13 protein-coding genes are annotated in these 16,350 nt (G+C 48.9%); 9 read left to right on the top strand and 4 right to left on the bottom strand.

Translation table 11 applies throughout. The features are described 5' to 3' along the window. Window positions 1-48 precede the first annotated feature (48 nt). On the top strand, window positions 49-1,443 hold the full coding sequence (locus EHW58_RS01730; protein WP_227986263.1) for a sigma-54 dependent transcriptional regulator: 1,395 nt from the start codon (window positions 49-51) through the stop codon (window positions 1,441-1,443). Here the strand turns inward: EHW58_RS01730 and EHW58_RS01725 are convergent. After that, complete coding sequence (locus tag EHW58_RS01725) at window positions 1,422-3,074, bottom strand: diacylglycerol kinase family protein (protein WP_046075681.1); 1,653 nt, start codon at window positions 3,072-3,074, stop codon at window positions 1,422-1,424. The genes EHW58_RS01730 and EHW58_RS01725 overlap by 22 nt on opposite strands. A gap of 121 nt (window positions 3,075-3,195) precedes the next feature. Then, a complete protein-coding gene (locus EHW58_RS01720) occupies window positions 3,196-4,176 on the bottom strand; it encodes a rhodanese-related sulfurtransferase (protein WP_077666079.1) in 981 nt (326 codons plus the stop codon). A gap of 405 nt (window positions 4,177-4,581) precedes the next feature. On the opposite strand from EHW58_RS01720, the gene EHW58_RS01715 reads away from it, so the two are divergent. Further along, complete coding sequence (locus tag EHW58_RS01715) at window positions 4,582-5,964, top strand: sodium:alanine symporter family protein (RefSeq protein WP_216644444.1); 1,383 nt, start codon at window positions 4,582-4,584, stop codon at window positions 5,962-5,964. A gap of 95 nt (window positions 5,965-6,059) precedes the next feature. On the opposite strand, the gene EHW58_RS01710 is transcribed toward EHW58_RS01715, so the two are convergent. Further along, window positions 6,060-7,055: a chemotaxis protein CheV gene (locus tag EHW58_RS01710; RefSeq protein WP_152794277.1), complete on the bottom strand. Its 996-nt coding sequence runs from the start codon at window positions 7,053-7,055 to the stop codon at window positions 6,060-6,062. Between the two features lie 322 nt (window positions 7,056-7,377). Here EHW58_RS01710 and EHW58_RS01705 point away from each other — a divergent pair, with 322 nt between their 5' ends. The 5 genes from EHW58_RS01705 to EHW58_RS01685 all read left to right on the top strand — a co-directional run bounded on the left by EHW58_RS01705 (window position 7,378) and on the right by EHW58_RS01685 (window position 13,181). After that, window positions 7,378-8,814 (top strand): coniferyl aldehyde dehydrogenase, encoded by a 1,437-nt coding sequence (locus tag EHW58_RS01705; RefSeq protein WP_152794273.1) that lies wholly within the window; start codon window positions 7,378-7,380, stop codon window positions 8,812-8,814. A 109-nt stretch (window positions 8,815-8,923) separates the two neighbouring features. Next, the gene (locus tag EHW58_RS01700) at window positions 8,924-10,243 is read left to right on the top strand and encodes an NAD(P)/FAD-dependent oxidoreductase (protein WP_152794271.1); all 1,320 of its coding nucleotides are present in this window, start codon (window positions 8,924-8,926) and stop codon (window positions 10,241-10,243) included. A gap of 11 nt (window positions 10,244-10,254) precedes the next feature. Then, window positions 10,255-10,593 (top strand): hypothetical protein, encoded by a 339-nt coding sequence (locus tag EHW58_RS01695; RefSeq protein WP_152794269.1) that lies wholly within the window; start codon window positions 10,255-10,257, stop codon window positions 10,591-10,593. A gap of 129 nt (window positions 10,594-10,722) precedes the next feature. Next, window positions 10,723-11,226 carry a hypothetical protein gene (locus EHW58_RS01690; RefSeq protein WP_077638362.1) on the top strand — a complete coding sequence of 168 codons (504 nt, stop codon included), beginning with the start codon at window positions 10,723-10,725 and terminating at the stop codon, window positions 11,224-11,226. A gap of 371 nt (window positions 11,227-11,597) precedes the next feature. Beyond that, window positions 11,598-13,181 carry a S8 family peptidase gene (locus EHW58_RS01685; RefSeq protein WP_152794267.1) on the top strand — a complete coding sequence of 528 codons (1,584 nt, stop codon included), beginning with the start codon at window positions 11,598-11,600 and terminating at the stop codon, window positions 13,179-13,181. A gap of 86 nt (window positions 13,182-13,267) precedes the next feature. On the opposite strand, the gene rihA is transcribed toward EHW58_RS01685, so the two are convergent. After that, window positions 13,268-14,203 carry a pyrimidine-specific ribonucleoside hydrolase RihA gene (gene rihA, locus EHW58_RS01680; protein WP_046076034.1) on the bottom strand — a complete coding sequence of 312 codons (936 nt, stop codon included), beginning with the start codon at window positions 14,201-14,203 and terminating at the stop codon, window positions 13,268-13,270. Between the two features lie 425 nt (window positions 14,204-14,628). Here rihA and EHW58_RS01675 point away from each other — a divergent pair, with 425 nt between their 5' ends. Together EHW58_RS01675 and EHW58_RS01670 are read left to right on the top strand one after the other, a co-directional pair. Then, a complete protein-coding gene (locus tag EHW58_RS01675; protein ID WP_172969908.1) occupies window positions 14,629-15,876 on the top strand; it encodes an aromatic amino acid transport family protein in 1,248 nt (415 codons plus the stop codon). Window positions 15,877-16,120: 244 nt separating this feature from the next. Beyond that, window positions 16,121-16,348 (top strand): DUF2798 domain-containing protein, encoded by a 228-nt coding sequence (locus EHW58_RS01670; RefSeq protein ID WP_069360975.1) that lies wholly within the window; start codon window positions 16,121-16,123, stop codon window positions 16,346-16,348. Window positions 16,349-16,350: the final 2 nt, after the last annotated feature.

Genomic DNA, 16,350 nt, shown 5'->3' with positions numbered 1-16,350 from the left:
GATATGGCAGTCTAGAACAAGAAAACGCTTGGAAGGAATGCGATGTATATGTCTTGCTTGTTCGCTTATTTACCTCAGTCGTCAGATGCCTCTTTGCGTCAGATGCTAAAGGTGGCGCTTAACGCGCGAGCGACGAACGTGGTGTGGTTTGATACGTTAGCCGCACTGTTAGAAGCGTGTCAGGTTGATGACCCTGACTGGGTCGTATTAGATGTTGACACCAAGGATGGCGATATCGATGAGCTGCTCGCCATCATGACGCGTATCACCCACACGCAATGGGTGTTATTGACTGATGGCGCGCCCTTTCCTGCTTGGAATCACCACGCCCAAGACATGGCTGCGACGGTATTTCGTCGTCCTATCGATAAGCAGGCCTTCCAGCATCTCGTTATTGATCAGATGCGCGGTGAGGATCGTGGGCAATCACAGGGTACCCCCGTTATTACTAGCCAGGCAGATCAATACGGTTATTTATTGGGCTCATCAAGCCCGATGCTGGCCCTGTACCGCCAGCTTCAAAGACTAGGTCCAACGAAAGCGAATGTGTTTATCATCGGTGAGAGTGGGGTGGGCAAGGAGCATGTCGCAAAAACACTCCATGGCTTGGGTCGACCGACTGGTATAGGCGGGATGGAGAGGCGAAGCCAAGGGGGGGATGCCCCTTTTATGGCAGTCAACTGTGGGGCGCTGAGCCCAGAACTGATCGAAAGTGAGTTGTTTGGTCATGTCAAAGGGGCGTTCACTGGCGCGCATCAGGATCACCAAGGGATTTTTTACCAAGCCGAAGGGGGAACGGTGTTTCTCGATGAAATAACGGAAATGCCCCAGTCGTTGCAAGTGAAATTATTGAGGGTGCTGGAGTCAGGGGAATACCGCCCAGTTGGTTCGACACGCAATCAAAAAGCGAATGTGCGTCTTTTGGCCGCCACCAATCGCGACGCGCAAGAGGCGATTCAGCAAGGCAAGCTTCGTGAGGATATTTATTATCGCTTGGCACACTTTGTGGTGACGGTGCCGCCATTAAGGGCACGAGGAGATGACATTCATGCACTGACCACGCATTTCCTCGCTGAATTGAATTTTAATCATCAGACAACCGTGAGCATTAGCGATAACGCGCTCGAGCACGTCCAGCACTACCACTGGCCAGGGAATGTACGTGAACTCAAACATGCTATTGAGCATGGCTTTCTATTGAGTAATGGGTGCATTGAAGTCACGGACCTACCCGCTAACGTGATGGCTGATGATCCGTCAACAGCGGTTGAGGCGCTTTCGCTGCCAGAGGGAATCAGACTTGATGAACTCGAAAAAGCAGCGATTTTACAAACACTCGCGCGCTGTCAAGGAAACCGTCAGCGTACGGCTAAGGCGCTTGGGATCAGCCCTAAAACCTTATACAACAAACTCCAGCAATATCATGCATTATCGTCTGATTGAGCGGCATCAGGAAGAGGCGGAGACAGGATCGCGAGTGATTGAGGCTGCGCGTCAATCGTCAGTTTTCGGTCGCGATAAAGCTCGCCGTCAATGACATAGTCAATGACTGATGTAGCACGTATCGAGACGCGTGTGACTTGTTGATAGTGAGTAAAGCGGCCTAATCGTGTTTCAAACAGGCTCGCGAATGCTAATTCCATGAGAGACAACGCGGTATCTGTTTTGGTAGAACTCGCGGTGAGCCAAGTGACATCGAGTTTGCCGTCGGCATAATTTGGTTGGCCTTGCCCTTGGGCTAATAAGGTTGTCATTGGTGCTGCATTGGCGACCACCATACTGGTTGTGCGGATCAACTGAGGCGCTTGGTGATCGAATTGAACGGTGAGATCGATGGCTTGATTTTGACTGGCAGCCCCGAGTAGACCCTGCAAATACGCCCACTGGCCTAATTGATTTTTCTGCTCCCGAGCGGCGTGGCGAATCATTTGTTGTTCAAAGCCAACGCCCACGACTAACAACGCCACTTTGCCGTTACAGCGTGCGGTGTCGATGGTTCGTGGCGTCCCATCTAAAATTACATCGCAAGCGGCATCAATATTTAAAAATTTGGTCTTTATCCCCCACAATGCATGGCATAAGGCGTTTGCGGTGCCAAGCGGTAATACGCCTAAAGGGATTGCGGTGTTAATCAGTGCTCGCGCAACGGCGTTCACAGTGCCGTCTCCACCGGCGGCGATCACCACATCAGCCTGTTGTGAAACAGCGCGGCAAGCGAGTTGATAACTACGACGATTATGGCGTGTCTGATGGACGACTAACCGATACCCGTCACCTAAATAGGCCTGAATATAGTCGCGGTGCTTACGCCATTTCTTTCCACCTGCAGCAGGGTTAGCAATGATCCAGGCAATGGGACGCGCCAACCGCAACGCACCGCTTTGCTGAAAACGCACTAAAGCGCGGCGCTGGCGTTGGTTCAAGTGTGCTTTGGGGCGTACCATTTTGATGTCACCAAGCACATCCTCGAGCGAATGGTGGGGAGAAAGTGCCCAAAGATAGGCGGCAACAACCATCACGGACCTCCCGCGTCCTAGTGCACAATGCACCACCACCTTGTGTCCCGCTTGTCGCTGTTGATGTAGCCATTGTAACGCGCGCATCAGTTGGCTACGCGAGGGATAGGCATGATCCAATACGGGCACCGAGAGATAGGCGACAGCCTGTGATTGTGTGAAACGGTCGACGCTCTCGAATTCAGCGGTAACATCTAATATTCCATCAATACCTTGCGCTTGCAGATCGGGGATGTCTTTGTAGGTCAGGCGGGCACCGACATAGAGCCCAGGGGCGACTTGCTGGACGGGCGGTGCAACATCGCGTTTTCTTGCCCAACGATTGTACAGGTGGGTAAAGGTAAAAAATGGCGCAAACACCCACTGGCTGATGCGAGGCAACTGCCCGGATTGGCGTTTGCGAAAAAGGCGAGGCTGATTGCGCCAATAAGCGATACTAACGGCGAAAAATGCTGCCGCACACCATGAGAAAAGTAAGGTAAGAAGTACGTTAGGTATCCACCAGCTGATCGTGAATAAACACGCGGCGACCAAGCTATAAAAGGGACCTATAAACACGCTTATTCACTCCTTTTTATTCAGCACAGACGCCATCGGTAAAACAATCCAGCTTTTACTATACGTTAGCCCTGCCCAATATCATAAAAAACGGCACGTCTAGCGTGCCGTTTTTGTATTATTATTTATCTTGATTTTGACGTTGGCGCCGGAATTTTTTCATTGCGCGACGTTGTTCAATGATCTTTCTCGCCTCACCGCCAACGTGCTGTTCACCACGTTCTCGTGCGAGACGGACTTGGTACTCTCGCTCTCGAAACGCTGCCTTTTGGGCGTCGGTGTGTTTGTCGATGCATTTGGGGCAAGAGACGCCTTGCTCATAGTGTTCGCTTTCCATGTCCGCTTGCGTGATGGGAAGGCGACAGGCATTACACATTGCGTAAGACCCTCGCTCCAAATCGTGATTAACGGCAACACGGCTGTCGAAGACATAACACTCTCCGTTCCACAAGCTTTCACTCTCAGGCACTTCTTCGAGGTACTTAAGGATCCCGCCTTCTAGGTGATACACCTCATCAAAGCCTTTCTCTTTCAAAAAAGCGGTCGATTTTTCACAGCGGATCCCGCCGGTACAAAACATGGCGACTTTTTTGTGCGTGCTAGGGTCAAGCTGCTGTTCAACATAGTCTGGGAATTCACGGAAGCTATCTGTATGCGGATTAACGGCTCGTTCAAAGGTACCAATCTCGATTTCGTAATCATTACGCGTATCGATCACTAACACATCTGGATCGCTGATTAATTGATTCCACTCTGTTGGTTTGACATAAGTGCCCACGCTTTGGCGCGGATCGATGCCTTCAACCCCCATGGTCACAATTTCTTTTTTGAGTTTTACCTTGGTGCGACTAAATGGCTGGCTGTCTTCGAACGACTCTTTATAGTCAATATCCGCTAGGCGTGGGTCATTTCTAAACCACGCAAACAGCGCATCCATATTTTCTCTTGTCGCTGCTACTGTGCCATTTATGCCTTCCTGGGCGAGAAGGAGCGTGCCGCCTATTTGGTTGGCTTCCATTACTTCAAGCAATGGTGCTTGCAAAGACTGGTAGTCGTCGAGTGTGACAAATTTATATAAGGCACAAATGACATATTTAGACATCTTGTTTCCTCTTGCTGGCTGGAGCGTAAATCCAGTGCATGGGTGGTGTATGTATACGTGAGCGCGGAGTATAGCGAATGCTACTGACGCAAAACACCGGATAAAAGTAAGGTTAAATATCGAGCGCTCTGATAGCGACGAAGGCGATGCACTCTACTTTGTGTTCAAATCAAATTGTATTGTTAGTTATTCAATAACGTCTGGTTTTTATGAGATCAACATCACGTATGAACGGAGTTTCTATCGCCTGAAAGCGTGTTTGGACTTAGTTTGAATAAGTTTTTAGTCACGCCAGAATGGTTTTATTGCTTTATGGTCTAATTATTTTGTTAGTTGGCGTGCATCGGCTAGACAGTGGTCTAGTAAGCAAAGTAATTAGCCAAGCATCAAGAAAGGATGCAAAACATGATTGAAGAATGGATTAACGCATTTGTCGGGTTTATCTGGGGTAAGCCGATGCTGATCTTATTGGTTGGTGGCGGGGTTTTCTTTACCCTTTATGGCAAACTCACGCCGTTTCGGTATATGGCACACAGTATCAAGCTGTTAACCGGTAAGGTGGACGATGGCAGTGGCCATGGTGATTTATCTCATCGCAAGGCGCTCGCCGCCGCTCTCTCCGGCACTTTGGGCCTTGGTAATATTGCCGGCGTGGCACTGGCGCTCAGCGCAGGTGGACCCGGTGCGGTGTTTTGGATGTGGTTAACGGCATTATTAGGAGTCTCAACCAAGTTTTATACCTGTACATTGGGGGTCATGTATCGTCACAAAGATGCGAACGGCAATGTCCACGGTGGCCCCATGTATACGGTTCGGCACGGTTTAGGGCCAAAATTTAAATGGTTAGCGGTGATGTTTGCCATTGCAGGCTTGATGGGATTTGTGCCGTCTTTCCAAATTAACCAGCTTGGTGCCGTGGTGCAAACTCAGCTATTTCCGGGGATCGCTTGGCTAGAGAGTAGTGCGTTCTCTTGGGCACTGGGCATTGTACTGGCGGTCTTCGTCGGTATGGTGATCTGGGGTGGTTTGCAGCGTGTGGCTGATGTTGCTGGTGCGCTAGTGCCTTTGATGGCGGGCAGCTATATGGTGATGGCGATCGCCGCCTTGGCACTTAATGCCGAGCGCGTGCCTGGCGTGTTTCAGTCGATTTTCGCCAGTGCTTTTTCACCGGATGCGATGTTCGGTGGCCTGATCAGTGTGATTATTGTGGGGGTGAGTCGTGGTGCTTTCTCTAATGAAGCCGGGATTGGCACCGAGGTCATGGCACACAGCGCGGCAAAAACCAATGAGCCAGTCCGAGAAGGATTGGTCGCTAGCCTAGGTCCTATCATTGATACCTTAATTGTCTGTAGTTGCACTGCGCTAGTGATCTTGGTGACCGGTGTGCTTGATCAAGCCGAGGGCATGCAAGGTGTTAGTCTGACCATGGCGGCATTCAAAGCGGCCTTTGGCGCGCCAGGAGCGTGGTTATTGGCGGCACAGGTGTTAGTTTTGTCTTTCACCACGGTATTTACATTTTGGTATTACGGCTATAAATGCTTTGTGTATCTATTTGGCGAGCAGGCGGGTCAGTATTATAAGTACCTATACTTATCGCTTGTGGTGCTGGGGGCGGTATTATCGCTGGATGTGGTGTTCTTATTCCTCATTGGGGCGTATGGGCTGATGGCAGTGCCCACCATGGTTTCAGCGCTGTTGCTGGCGCCTAAGGTAAACCAAGCGGCGAAAACGTATTTTGCCAGTCACCGTTACCGTGAAAGCCATCGCTCACAGGTAACCAACAGTTAATGGCTTGACTGACAACTTTGTTGTCACGCTAAAACGAACAAAGGCTGCCAATGTGCAGCCTTTGTTTTGTTCACTATGTTGGCCTTTATCGTTGATTAATCATCAAGTGGTGCGCCGAATACATAGGTATCAGCTAGGCTAACCATGCGACCGATTTCGGGTTTGGTGATGGTATCATTGGCGCCCAATTGCAGAGCCTTAGCGCGGTTATCCTCGCTCATGATCGACGAGAACATGATAATAGGCATGGTTTTATAGGTATCCATCTCTCTGAGGCGTTTGACTAAGTGCATACCGTCCATACGTGGCATCTCTACGTCTGACACAATCGCATCCACAAACTCATTGATCGACACACCTTCTTCTTTGGAAATGCGTTCGAATTCGGTGAGTTTGTCAAAGGCCTCGCCACCATCTTTGGCCGATATAATGTTAAAGCCAGCTGAGCGTAGCGTGTTCTCAATCAAGCTACGGATGAAGGCGGAATCGTCCACCACTAAAATCGTTTTTGCTTCGCGTTTTTTCGCGCTGGATTCGGAAATGTTGACGTTTCTGTCCTGAGTGACATCGTATTTTTCCATACTCAACTCAGGGTTAATATCGGCAATGATTTTCTCAAAATCCAGGATCATAATCAGGTTGTTGTCTTTGCGGACAACGGCGACCACACAATCTTGCTCGCCTGCTTCTAAAAATTGGCTCGGGGACTCAACCGCTTCCCAGGAAATACGATGGATACGACTAATACTGTCAATCAAAAACCCATTAGTCATGTTGTTAAAGTCGGTGACAATCACAAACTTATTGTCTTTCTCTGGACGCGTCGGGACGCCTAACCAGCCTGCGAGATCAATCAGTGGCGTTAGCTTGTCGCGTGACGAAAACACCCCAATCATGTGCGCTTGGGCGTTTGGATAGTCAGTGGTTTCCGGAACTTGGATAACTTCGCGAACCTTGGCAACGTTGATACCGTAATAGCAGGTTTTGGTACTGCCGTCAGGAAGTTGCTTGATTAAGTGAAACTCAATGATTTCTAGCTCATTCGTACCACTTTCCGTCAGTATTTCGTTTTTTGTTGGCTCGTCGTTCATGCCTACCACATTTCCTTTCGATATCAGCGAATCAAGCTGGCGTTAAACTGAGTTTGATCCAGTATAAGCCTGAGATCAACAAAGCGACAATCTTTACTCGATAATCGAGCTGCTTTTCTGTGGGCTATCGCGCTAAAAACTGATGAATAATAAGCATGAAGATACAAGGCTTTAACATGTCAAAGTCGAGATGGGGAGCGCATGCCTTGGTCGCTATTCCCAGTACAACGATGTAAAGCATACCAAGTTGCGTTGTTAGTAAGACTATGTCATCAATGAAGAAGTGGTGTATCGCGATCTTGTATCGGCAGAGGAGGCAAGGATGACAGAGTCAGGCTCACAGTGGTTGGAAACGGTTAAAGAGATGCGAGAGACATTCGACGCGCAAAAAGAACAGGTGTCTCAGTATCCTTTTTTAGAGTACAGCCATCGTCGCGACGCGCTTCTGCGCTTGCGTCAGGCCATCAAGCAAAAATCGTCTGCGTTACAACAAGCCCTTAGCGACGATTACGGCTACCGTGCGCCCGTTGATACTGAAATTGCCGACATCTTGCCTTTGCTGCACCAAATTGATTACACCCGTCGCCGATTAAAGCGATGGATGAAGCCGCAAAAACGGCGTCCTGGTATTACTCTGCTAGGCACCAAATTGGCCGTGCACCCTCAGCCAAAAGGCGTGGTTGGGATCATTGTGCCTTGGAACTTTCCGATTATGCTGGCAGTGAGTCCCCTGATTTGCGCGTTGGCAGCAGGCAATCGGGTAATGCTTAAGCTTTCGGAGTTCACGCCCAACACCAACCAGGTATTACGCGCGTTAATCGCTGAGGTGTTTAGCCCAAACGAAGTGGCCGTGGTTGAAGGTGAAGTTGAAGTGTCGCGCCGCTTTACCGAGTTAGAGTTCGACCATCTCTTTTTCACCGGCTCAACCCAGGTCGGACGTCAAGTCATGCTGGCGGCGGCCGATAATTTGACCCCGGTGACCCTCGAACTGGGGGGTAAATCGCCGGTGATCATTGATGATCAAATTGATATGGACGTGGCTGTCTCTCGGCTCATTTACGGGAAGTGCTTAAATGCTGGGCAGATATGTGTTGCCCCCGACTATGTGCTTTGCCCTGAACATCGGCAAGAAGCCTTTATACATGCCTATCAACGTGCATTTCGTGCTATGTATCCTCACTTTGAGGCCAATCAAGATTACAGCCAGATCGTTAATCAACCCCAAGCGATGCGGCTAGAAGAAACGCTCCAAGATGCGCTCGATAAGGGTGCGCGTCGCTGGTGTGCGCTCGACCAGCAAACCGTGCCAACTGCGGAAAAACGACGCTGGCCAACTCAGCTACTGACCCAAGTCACCGATGATATGCGGGTGATGCAAGAAGAGATTTTTGGCCCGCTCCTGCCTGTGGTTACCTATCAAGATATCTCTGAGGCATTGCGTTATATTCAGGCGCGCCCGCGACCGCTCGCTTTGTATTTGATGAGCAATGACGCTGAGATACGCGCGCAGGTCACCACGCAGCTTCACGCTGGCGGTATGGGGATTAATGAAACCTTGTTCCATGTCGCTGCCGAAGATGCGCCTTTTGGCGGCATTGGTGACTCCGGCATGGGGCATTACCACGGCATTGAAGGCTTTTATACTTTTAGCCACCGTAAAACCGTCCTCACCCGTGATAAATGGGACACCAGCTTTTTAGTCAAACCCCCGTACAACCGCTGGTACAAACGCTTAATGCGCTGGTGGTTAATGTGGTAATGACTCTTGATTGAATTGTGAATAAAGCCACAAAAGCTATCTAATGATGTTGCGCTTATTTTGATTCGAAACTACTAATTAAGTGATATCTTAATTAGTGAGGGTGGTCATGTCGTATCAAAATTCGAATCTAGAACGACGCCGATTTTTAAAACTACTGGCAGGCGCAGGCGCGATAAGCTTGATGCCGGCAAGCTTACCCTCACGCGCTCAGACGCGCGCCAAGGTCGTTATTGTCGGGAATGGCGCTGCCGGTATCTCGTTGGCTAATCGCCTTGTGCAACACCTTTCCGCTGATCAGATAGTATTAGTGGGTGCACGTCAGCGTCACCTGTATCAGCCTGGACAAACTTTGGTGGCATCTGGATTATGGAAAGCGTCTCAAGTCTTATCAACTACAGAGCAATGGCTGCCTCCCGGCATAACCTGGCATGAACAAAATGCCAGTGCGTTTTTACCTGAACAACAAAAAGTTGTACTTGAGAATGGAACGACGCTCAGCTATGACGTACTCGTTGTTGCCATGGGCACCCAACTTAATTACACCCACATTGAGGGAATGGATGAACGTCTTATCGGTCAGCATGGTATTGGTAGTGTTTATCCGGGGCCAGAAGGTGCACTGGCAACGGATACGGCGTTTAAACAGTTTATGAATAAAGGCGAGGGCAAAGCTATATTTACGCTTGCTGAAACTCCCATCAAGTGCGCAGGTGCGCCACTTAAAATGACCTTTACCTCTCTCGCCCGTCTTGAGCAAACTGGCCGGCGTCATGCATTTGATGTGAGCTTCGCCACGCCGTTTAAAGATCGATTGTTTTCGATTCCCGTTTATAACGACTTTGTCATGGCGCGCTTTGGTGACCAAGGGGTAGACATTGCTGATCAGAAAACGTTGATTGGCATCGATCCGACCAACAAAAAAGCACGCTTCTCACTCACCGCAACGGGAAAGACACTAGTCGAAGCGTATGATTATATCCACGTCGTGCCTCCAATGAGTGCGCCCGATGTGATCAAGCATAGTGATCTGGTTTGGAATCAAGGTCCTCATAAGGGCGAATGGATGGCGGCAGACCAATATACGCTACAACATCCCACTTTCCCCAATGTATTTGGCATTGGTGATGTGACCGGTATTCCGCTATCGAAAACGGCTGCAAGTGTAAAAAAACAAGTTCCCATCGTTGAGGCAAACCTCTTAAGTTATCTGAACGACAAGCCTTTAGAGGCTGAGTTCAATGGATATACCTCTTGCCCATTGATCACTGGGTTCGGCAAAGCGATTCTGGCTGAGTTCGGTTACGGTGGCAAATTACTCCCTTCTTTCCCGTTTATTAGTCCAACAGAAGAAACGTGGATGGCTTGGGTAATGAAAGAACAAATGTTGTTACCAGCCTATCAAGCGATGTTGGATGGAAAAATTTAATGGAGGCGGACATGACTCTTGACGCAATTTTTACCGTACTACTGTACTCAGCCGCTCCTTACTGGGGATGGTTATTATTTTTAGTGGGTTTGCCTGTAGTGTCGTTAGTGATTTTTCGTCGCTTTTCTTTGCGCAGCGCCAAGCGCGCTTTTGTGTTCAGTATTGTAGTCGGCCTTGTCTGTGCTCTATCAGCGCCACCGTTAACGGGCTCCTCACTTGCGATGCTTAATGGTGCCGCAGACTGGGTGATGTTAATCATGGTTGCGATAGGTGCGACACTATACACTACGATCTTAGCAGCGATCGTTTTGAAGCCACAATCAGCGTCGTTGTTCGACCAACGGGCATGATGATCGTATCGAGCGGTTCATCAACATATTGTCCAATTAAATCACTAAACTTTTCCGAAAAATTGATCTATATCTTTGGTTGTTACATAACTGTTAAAAGTGGTGCGAAGCAACCAAAGGAGCGACACAATGGCGTTTTCAGTACAACCCGATTCCATGTTGCCAGACATTGGCGATCATGAGCGCGCGATGGTTGAGCAAGAGGTAAAGCTCGCGGTCACCGATGCCAATGGCAAATCACTGGGGTATTTAGCGATGGTGCCAGATGCACAGCGCTTTATTACCTTAACCCAAGATAACGCAGAGGCGTTGAGTTTTATCAAAACCCCTTGCAGCGTCAATGCGGGTTATTATCAGTGGTCGTTTTTTTATGACGACATTGAGTATGGCCTGGACTGTTTAATTGAACCTGACAGAAACAAGTGTCGGCTATATGCCAATGATCATGCGGCAGCCGCGCCATCGTGGAAGCTTGTTGATGAAGGGGAGCGTGGCTCTTTGATGATGGCAGCCCCTATCTCAGCGATTGGGCCGGGCACGCGTATTGCTGTTACCTCTGATGAAGCCGACGTTCCGAATGTATTAGTTGGGGCGCTTGAAGGCGGCGTGTTGGTGCATGAGCAGCCAAGTTAATAGGTTGAACACCGAGTATCTTACCGGCCAGTGCTCTGTCACTGGCTTTTTTATGCCAATCAATCTCACTCTCTAACTGCATGTGTTAATTCACTTTCATTTTAGCTGTGAGCAGCATCAAAGAATTGTTCATCAATCATTTTTAGTAAAAAAGTGTTAAGTGCTCACGGATGGCCTACATAAACACTTTGTAAACAAAAAGTTAAAAGTGATGCTGCTGATGTAGTAGTAAATAATGCTGGTAGGTTGGACAAATAAAGCGATTTTCTCTGCGGAAAAAAGTGCTGTTGATGCATAGCTTTATAAACGTGCTTGTTGTTATTTGTAGGCAATTAATTTTTGATACGTTTAACCATTGTAAGGAATACAATATGTTAAAGCATGTACTTAGCTGCTGTATTGCATCAGCATTAGTCGCTGCATCGTCTGCAGCGCTCGCAAAACAGGAAGAGGGTAAACAAGCGATCTCTCAGCAGCAAACGCTAGCGCCACTCGTTGTCGCGTCAGACAAGCAGGGGATTGAAGACCAATACATTGTGGTATTCAAACAACCGATGACGCTCAGCGACGATCCACAAGCGCTACAAACCTTCACTCAGCAAACCGTTTCAAGCATGGTTAACCAACACGCGGTTAAAGTTGAGAAAGTGTTTGATCGCTCGCTGAGTGGCTTTGTAGCCAAATTGACGCCAGAGCAACTGCGCGCGTTGCGTATGGACGAGCAAGTGGACTTTATCGAGCAAGATAAGACGATTTCCTTGGACCCGGTAATCACCCCAAACGCCAACCAGAGTAATCCAGTTTGGGGGTTGGATCGCATTGACCAACGTAACCTGCCTTTGGATAACAATTACAGTACCAATTTTGATGGCACAGGTGTGACGGCGTACGTCATTGATACAGGTGTGACAACGTCACACGTAGAGTTTGGTGGTCGTGCTCGCTCTGGCTATGACTTTGTTGATAACGATAATGACGCGTCAGACTGTAACGGTCACGGCACCCATGTGGCCGGCACTATCGGTGGTAGCCAATATGGCGTCGCTAAAAATGTCGACATTGTTGGGGTGAGAGTGCTGAGCTGTAGTGGTTCGGGCTCAACGTCCGGTGTGATTGGCGGGGTTGATTGGGTGGCTGCCAATGCCAGTGGACCATCGGTGGCAAACATGAGCTTAGGTGGTGGTGTGTCTACAGCACTGGATCGTGCGGTTGCCAGTGCGGTGCAATCGGGTGTGAGCTTTATGCTGGCGGCTGGCAATTCCAATGCCGATGCGTGTAACAGCTCGCCGGCCCGTGAGCCAAGTGGCGTCACCGTGGGCTCAACAACAAGCAGCGATAGCCGATCAAGTTTCTCCAACTGGGGCAGCTGTCTTGATGTATTTGCACCAGGCTCGCAAATCAAATCTGCCTGGTATGACGGTGGTTATCGCACCATCAGTGGCACGTCAATGGCGACACCTCATGTTGCCGGTGTTGCGGCCTTGTATTTACAAGAAAACAATAGCCTATCGCCAGCACAAGTCGAGAGCTTAATTAGCAACCGTGCTAGCGTAAATAAAATCAGTGATCCTCGTGGTTCGGTTAACAAACTGCTCTATAGCCAAGCGGATAGCAGTTGTGAGCCTGATTGTGACCCAACGCCAGGGCCAAAAAATGAGCTCAAAAATGGCCAGCCAGTCACGGGTATTTCTGGGGCACAAGGTACGCAGCGATTCTTTTACGTTGATGTTGACGCGGGGCAACGTCTAACGGTCAATATCAGCGGGGGCTCAGGCGATGCAGATTTGTACGTACGCTATGGGGCGAAACCAACTTTAAATAGCTGGGACTGCCGTCCATACAACTACGGCAATAGTGAAGTGTGTACGGTACAAAGCACACAAAACGGTCGCTATCACGTGATGCTTAATGGTTACACTGCTTTTAACGGTGTCAGTGTGACAGCGCGATACTAATGCACTGTCGCTAAGGCGGTCGCGTTATGACCGAAACCGTTTTATGACCCAAGATGACGATAAAGCGCGGCACAAAGCCGCGCTTTTTAGTGGTATTGGCGCAAGCAATCGTATAGCAAGTTGATAAAGCCCTTTCGATCGACGGCCATTGCCACCTCGGTATTGGCGAGATTGCCCGTGACGTGATAGCGGTCGACGACCGTCATTCCAGTGGTTAACGTCCCTTGTGTCTCGACACCCACCCATAGTGATTCACACTCGAAGAGCTCAGGCATCACCAGCCACGCGATGGTGCAGGGATCGTGCAGCGGTGAGCCGTCTAGGCGCCACTTGGGATCGCGGTGATAGCGCATAAAGAAATCAAGCCAACCCGCAACTGTCTGTGCCACGGGATTATCGATGCCACGGATGGAAGCCACATCTTCATCTTTGACTAACGCTTGGTGGGTAACATCTAATCCAAACATGGTGATTGGGATCCCAGCGCGAAACACGCGATCAGCGGCTTCTGGGTCGACATAAATATTAAACTCGGCTGCTGGTGTCCAATTGCCCAAGGTCACACCGCCTCCCATCAGCACAATCTGCTTAATCCGGTTGGTTAAATCCGGGTAGGCGGCCAGGAGTAAAGCCACGTTGGTTAAAGGGCCAGTCGCGACCAAGGTAATAGGCTGGTCAGCGTCTTGAAGTACACTGGCCATTAGGTTAACGGCATTATCAGGATGGGCGTCCATCGTGGGCTCTGGCAGCGCAGGACCATCCAAGCCCGACTCACCGTGAACATTATCAGCAATAATGAGCTCACGGGTGAGTGGTTTATGTGCGCCACCCGCGATAGGGATGTGTGTTTGTTGCAACAAAGTCAAAATGCGTCTGGCGTTGTAAAGGGTTTTATCTGGGGTTTGATTTCCGGCACTGGTGGTGACTGCTTTGATATCAAGCTGGGGGAGTGCACAAGCCATCACCAGTGCAATGGCATCGTCATGGCCGGGATCGCAGTCGATAATAATGGGTTCACGCATAAGCTGGCCTATCGCGGAGTTGGAGAACACGTCGGTCAGCACAGGATAAACGCCTTGCTACTTGCAGCGTGTGATCGTCCTCGCTAATTGCTCACGCGATCGAAATGTAACAGGTGAATAATTTATCATCAAAAACTGAGAGATGAGTTGTTACACATTGTCAACATGTTGCGAACGAAAATGTGGTTGTTGCATTATTTTGCAAACAATTCAATCAATCTGTCTTTGCTTGGTAATTTGGAGGTTTATGTTGGAAGTTTAGGGTTTTAATAGAGTTATAAACTGCTTTTTAGATTTTAACCTAGATTATATGACAAGTATTTAACAAAACAATTAGGACATATATCTATTACATTTATGTGATACTTTAAGTTGAACTCGCTACTATGCAACCGCACAAAATATTATAACTAAGAGAGTTTGACGTGAACCAGACTATAGATATCTCCTCAAAAAGTGTATCGCACCGCTGGACCCAACATGATACCCATTGGGCACTCAGCTTGTTCGGTACAGCGGTGGGGGCCGGGATCCTGTTCCTTCCCATTAATCTCGGGATGGGGGGCTTTTGGCCACTCATGATTATGGCCGTACTGGCGTTTCCGATGACGTTTATGGCTCACCGAGGCTTAGCGCGCTTTGTGTTGTCGTCTCGCCACAAAGATGCCGATTTCACCGATGTGGTTGCCGAACACTTCGGCAGCCATGCAGGCCGTTTGATCTCCGTGCTGTATTTTCTTTCTATTTTCCCCATTTTGTTGATATATGGCGTTGGGCTGACTAATACAGTTGATAGCTTTTTGGTTAATCAACTCGGGTGGGCGTCGCCAAACCGTGTCATGCTGTCTGGTGTGCTAGTCGCAGGTATGATTGCGATCATGATGGGGGGCGAGCGCCTGATGCTGCGTGCATTTGCGGCGATGGTTTATCCGCTGGTTGCTATCTTGGCGTTTTTGTCTTTTTACCTAATACCATCATGGCAAGCACCGAACCTCGCTATGCCCGGGATGGGAGAACTGGGCATGAATCTATGGCTCGCCGTGCCAGTGGTGATTTTCTCGTTCAGCCATGCGGCGGCGATTTCTAGCTTTGCCAACATTCAGCGCCGTCACTATGGTGATGATGCCCAAGGCAAGTCAGAGCAAATTCTTAAACGCGCGGGCGTGATGTTAGTTACCTTTGTACTCCTGTTTGTTTTCTCGTGCGTGTTGACGCTCACCCCGGCACAAATGGCGGAAGCGAAGGCGCAAAATGTGTCTGTGCTCTCATACCTTGCTAATGTCACCCAAAATCCATTTATTGGCACCTTAGGGCCTTTGGTCGCCTTTATTGCTATCACATCATCGTTCTTGGGGCATTTCCTCGGTGCACGCGAAAGTCTGAACGGCCTGGTCACCAAACATAGCAAACTCACTTATAAAAAGGCCGATAAGCTCGGCGTGGTGGTGATGTTTTTTGCTATTTGGTGGTGTGCGGTGATTAACCCCAGTATCCTCGATATGATGGGCGCATTGTCTGGGCCTGTGATTGCGATGATCTTATTTATTATGCCAACGGTTGCGGCCTACAAAGTCAAAGCGCTGGCGCAGTATCGCGGCAAAGCGGGTACTTACTTTATCTTTGTGACAGGTATGCTGGCGATTTCAGCGTTGCTCTATAACTTGATAGGCTAGTGAACACCCTTATAACCTGTTAAAAGCGTCCAATGGGCGCTTTTAGGCCTCTAAGCGCAAATAAAAAACGTGAGCAAGGCCTCAATATGGTGAGTCGTTACTACTGAATTTTATGGAGAGTGACTGACAACCCTCCCTTAAACTCTCCCTCAATAATGTACTAAGAGACCACTAACAGTACTTGCTATTTTTCTTTTGTATCGCTAAAGTCTAAATATTAGTTTTTTCTTATGTAAAGGTCGCTATGCTGCCTAAACGATTTTTTCCTATTGTTGCGCCTTTTTTAATGTCAGTGTTAATGGTGACATTGATGACAGCGGTAATTACGGCTGTGAATACTGGGTTAAGTGATGGGTTTGTTTGGCGTTGGGTTGAGGCTTTTATCGTCGCTTGGCCGATCGCATTCACCATTATTTTTCTCTCGTCAAAGCACGTACAGCGTTTAGCGCAGTGGTTATGCAGTCGCGATTAAAG

This window comes from Salinivibrio sp. VYel1 (assembly GCF_009377945.1).
Taxonomy (GTDB): domain Bacteria; phylum Pseudomonadota; class Gammaproteobacteria; order Enterobacterales; family Vibrionaceae; genus Salinivibrio; species Salinivibrio siamensis.
This window is presented reverse-complemented; position numbering and strand designations above follow the sequence as displayed.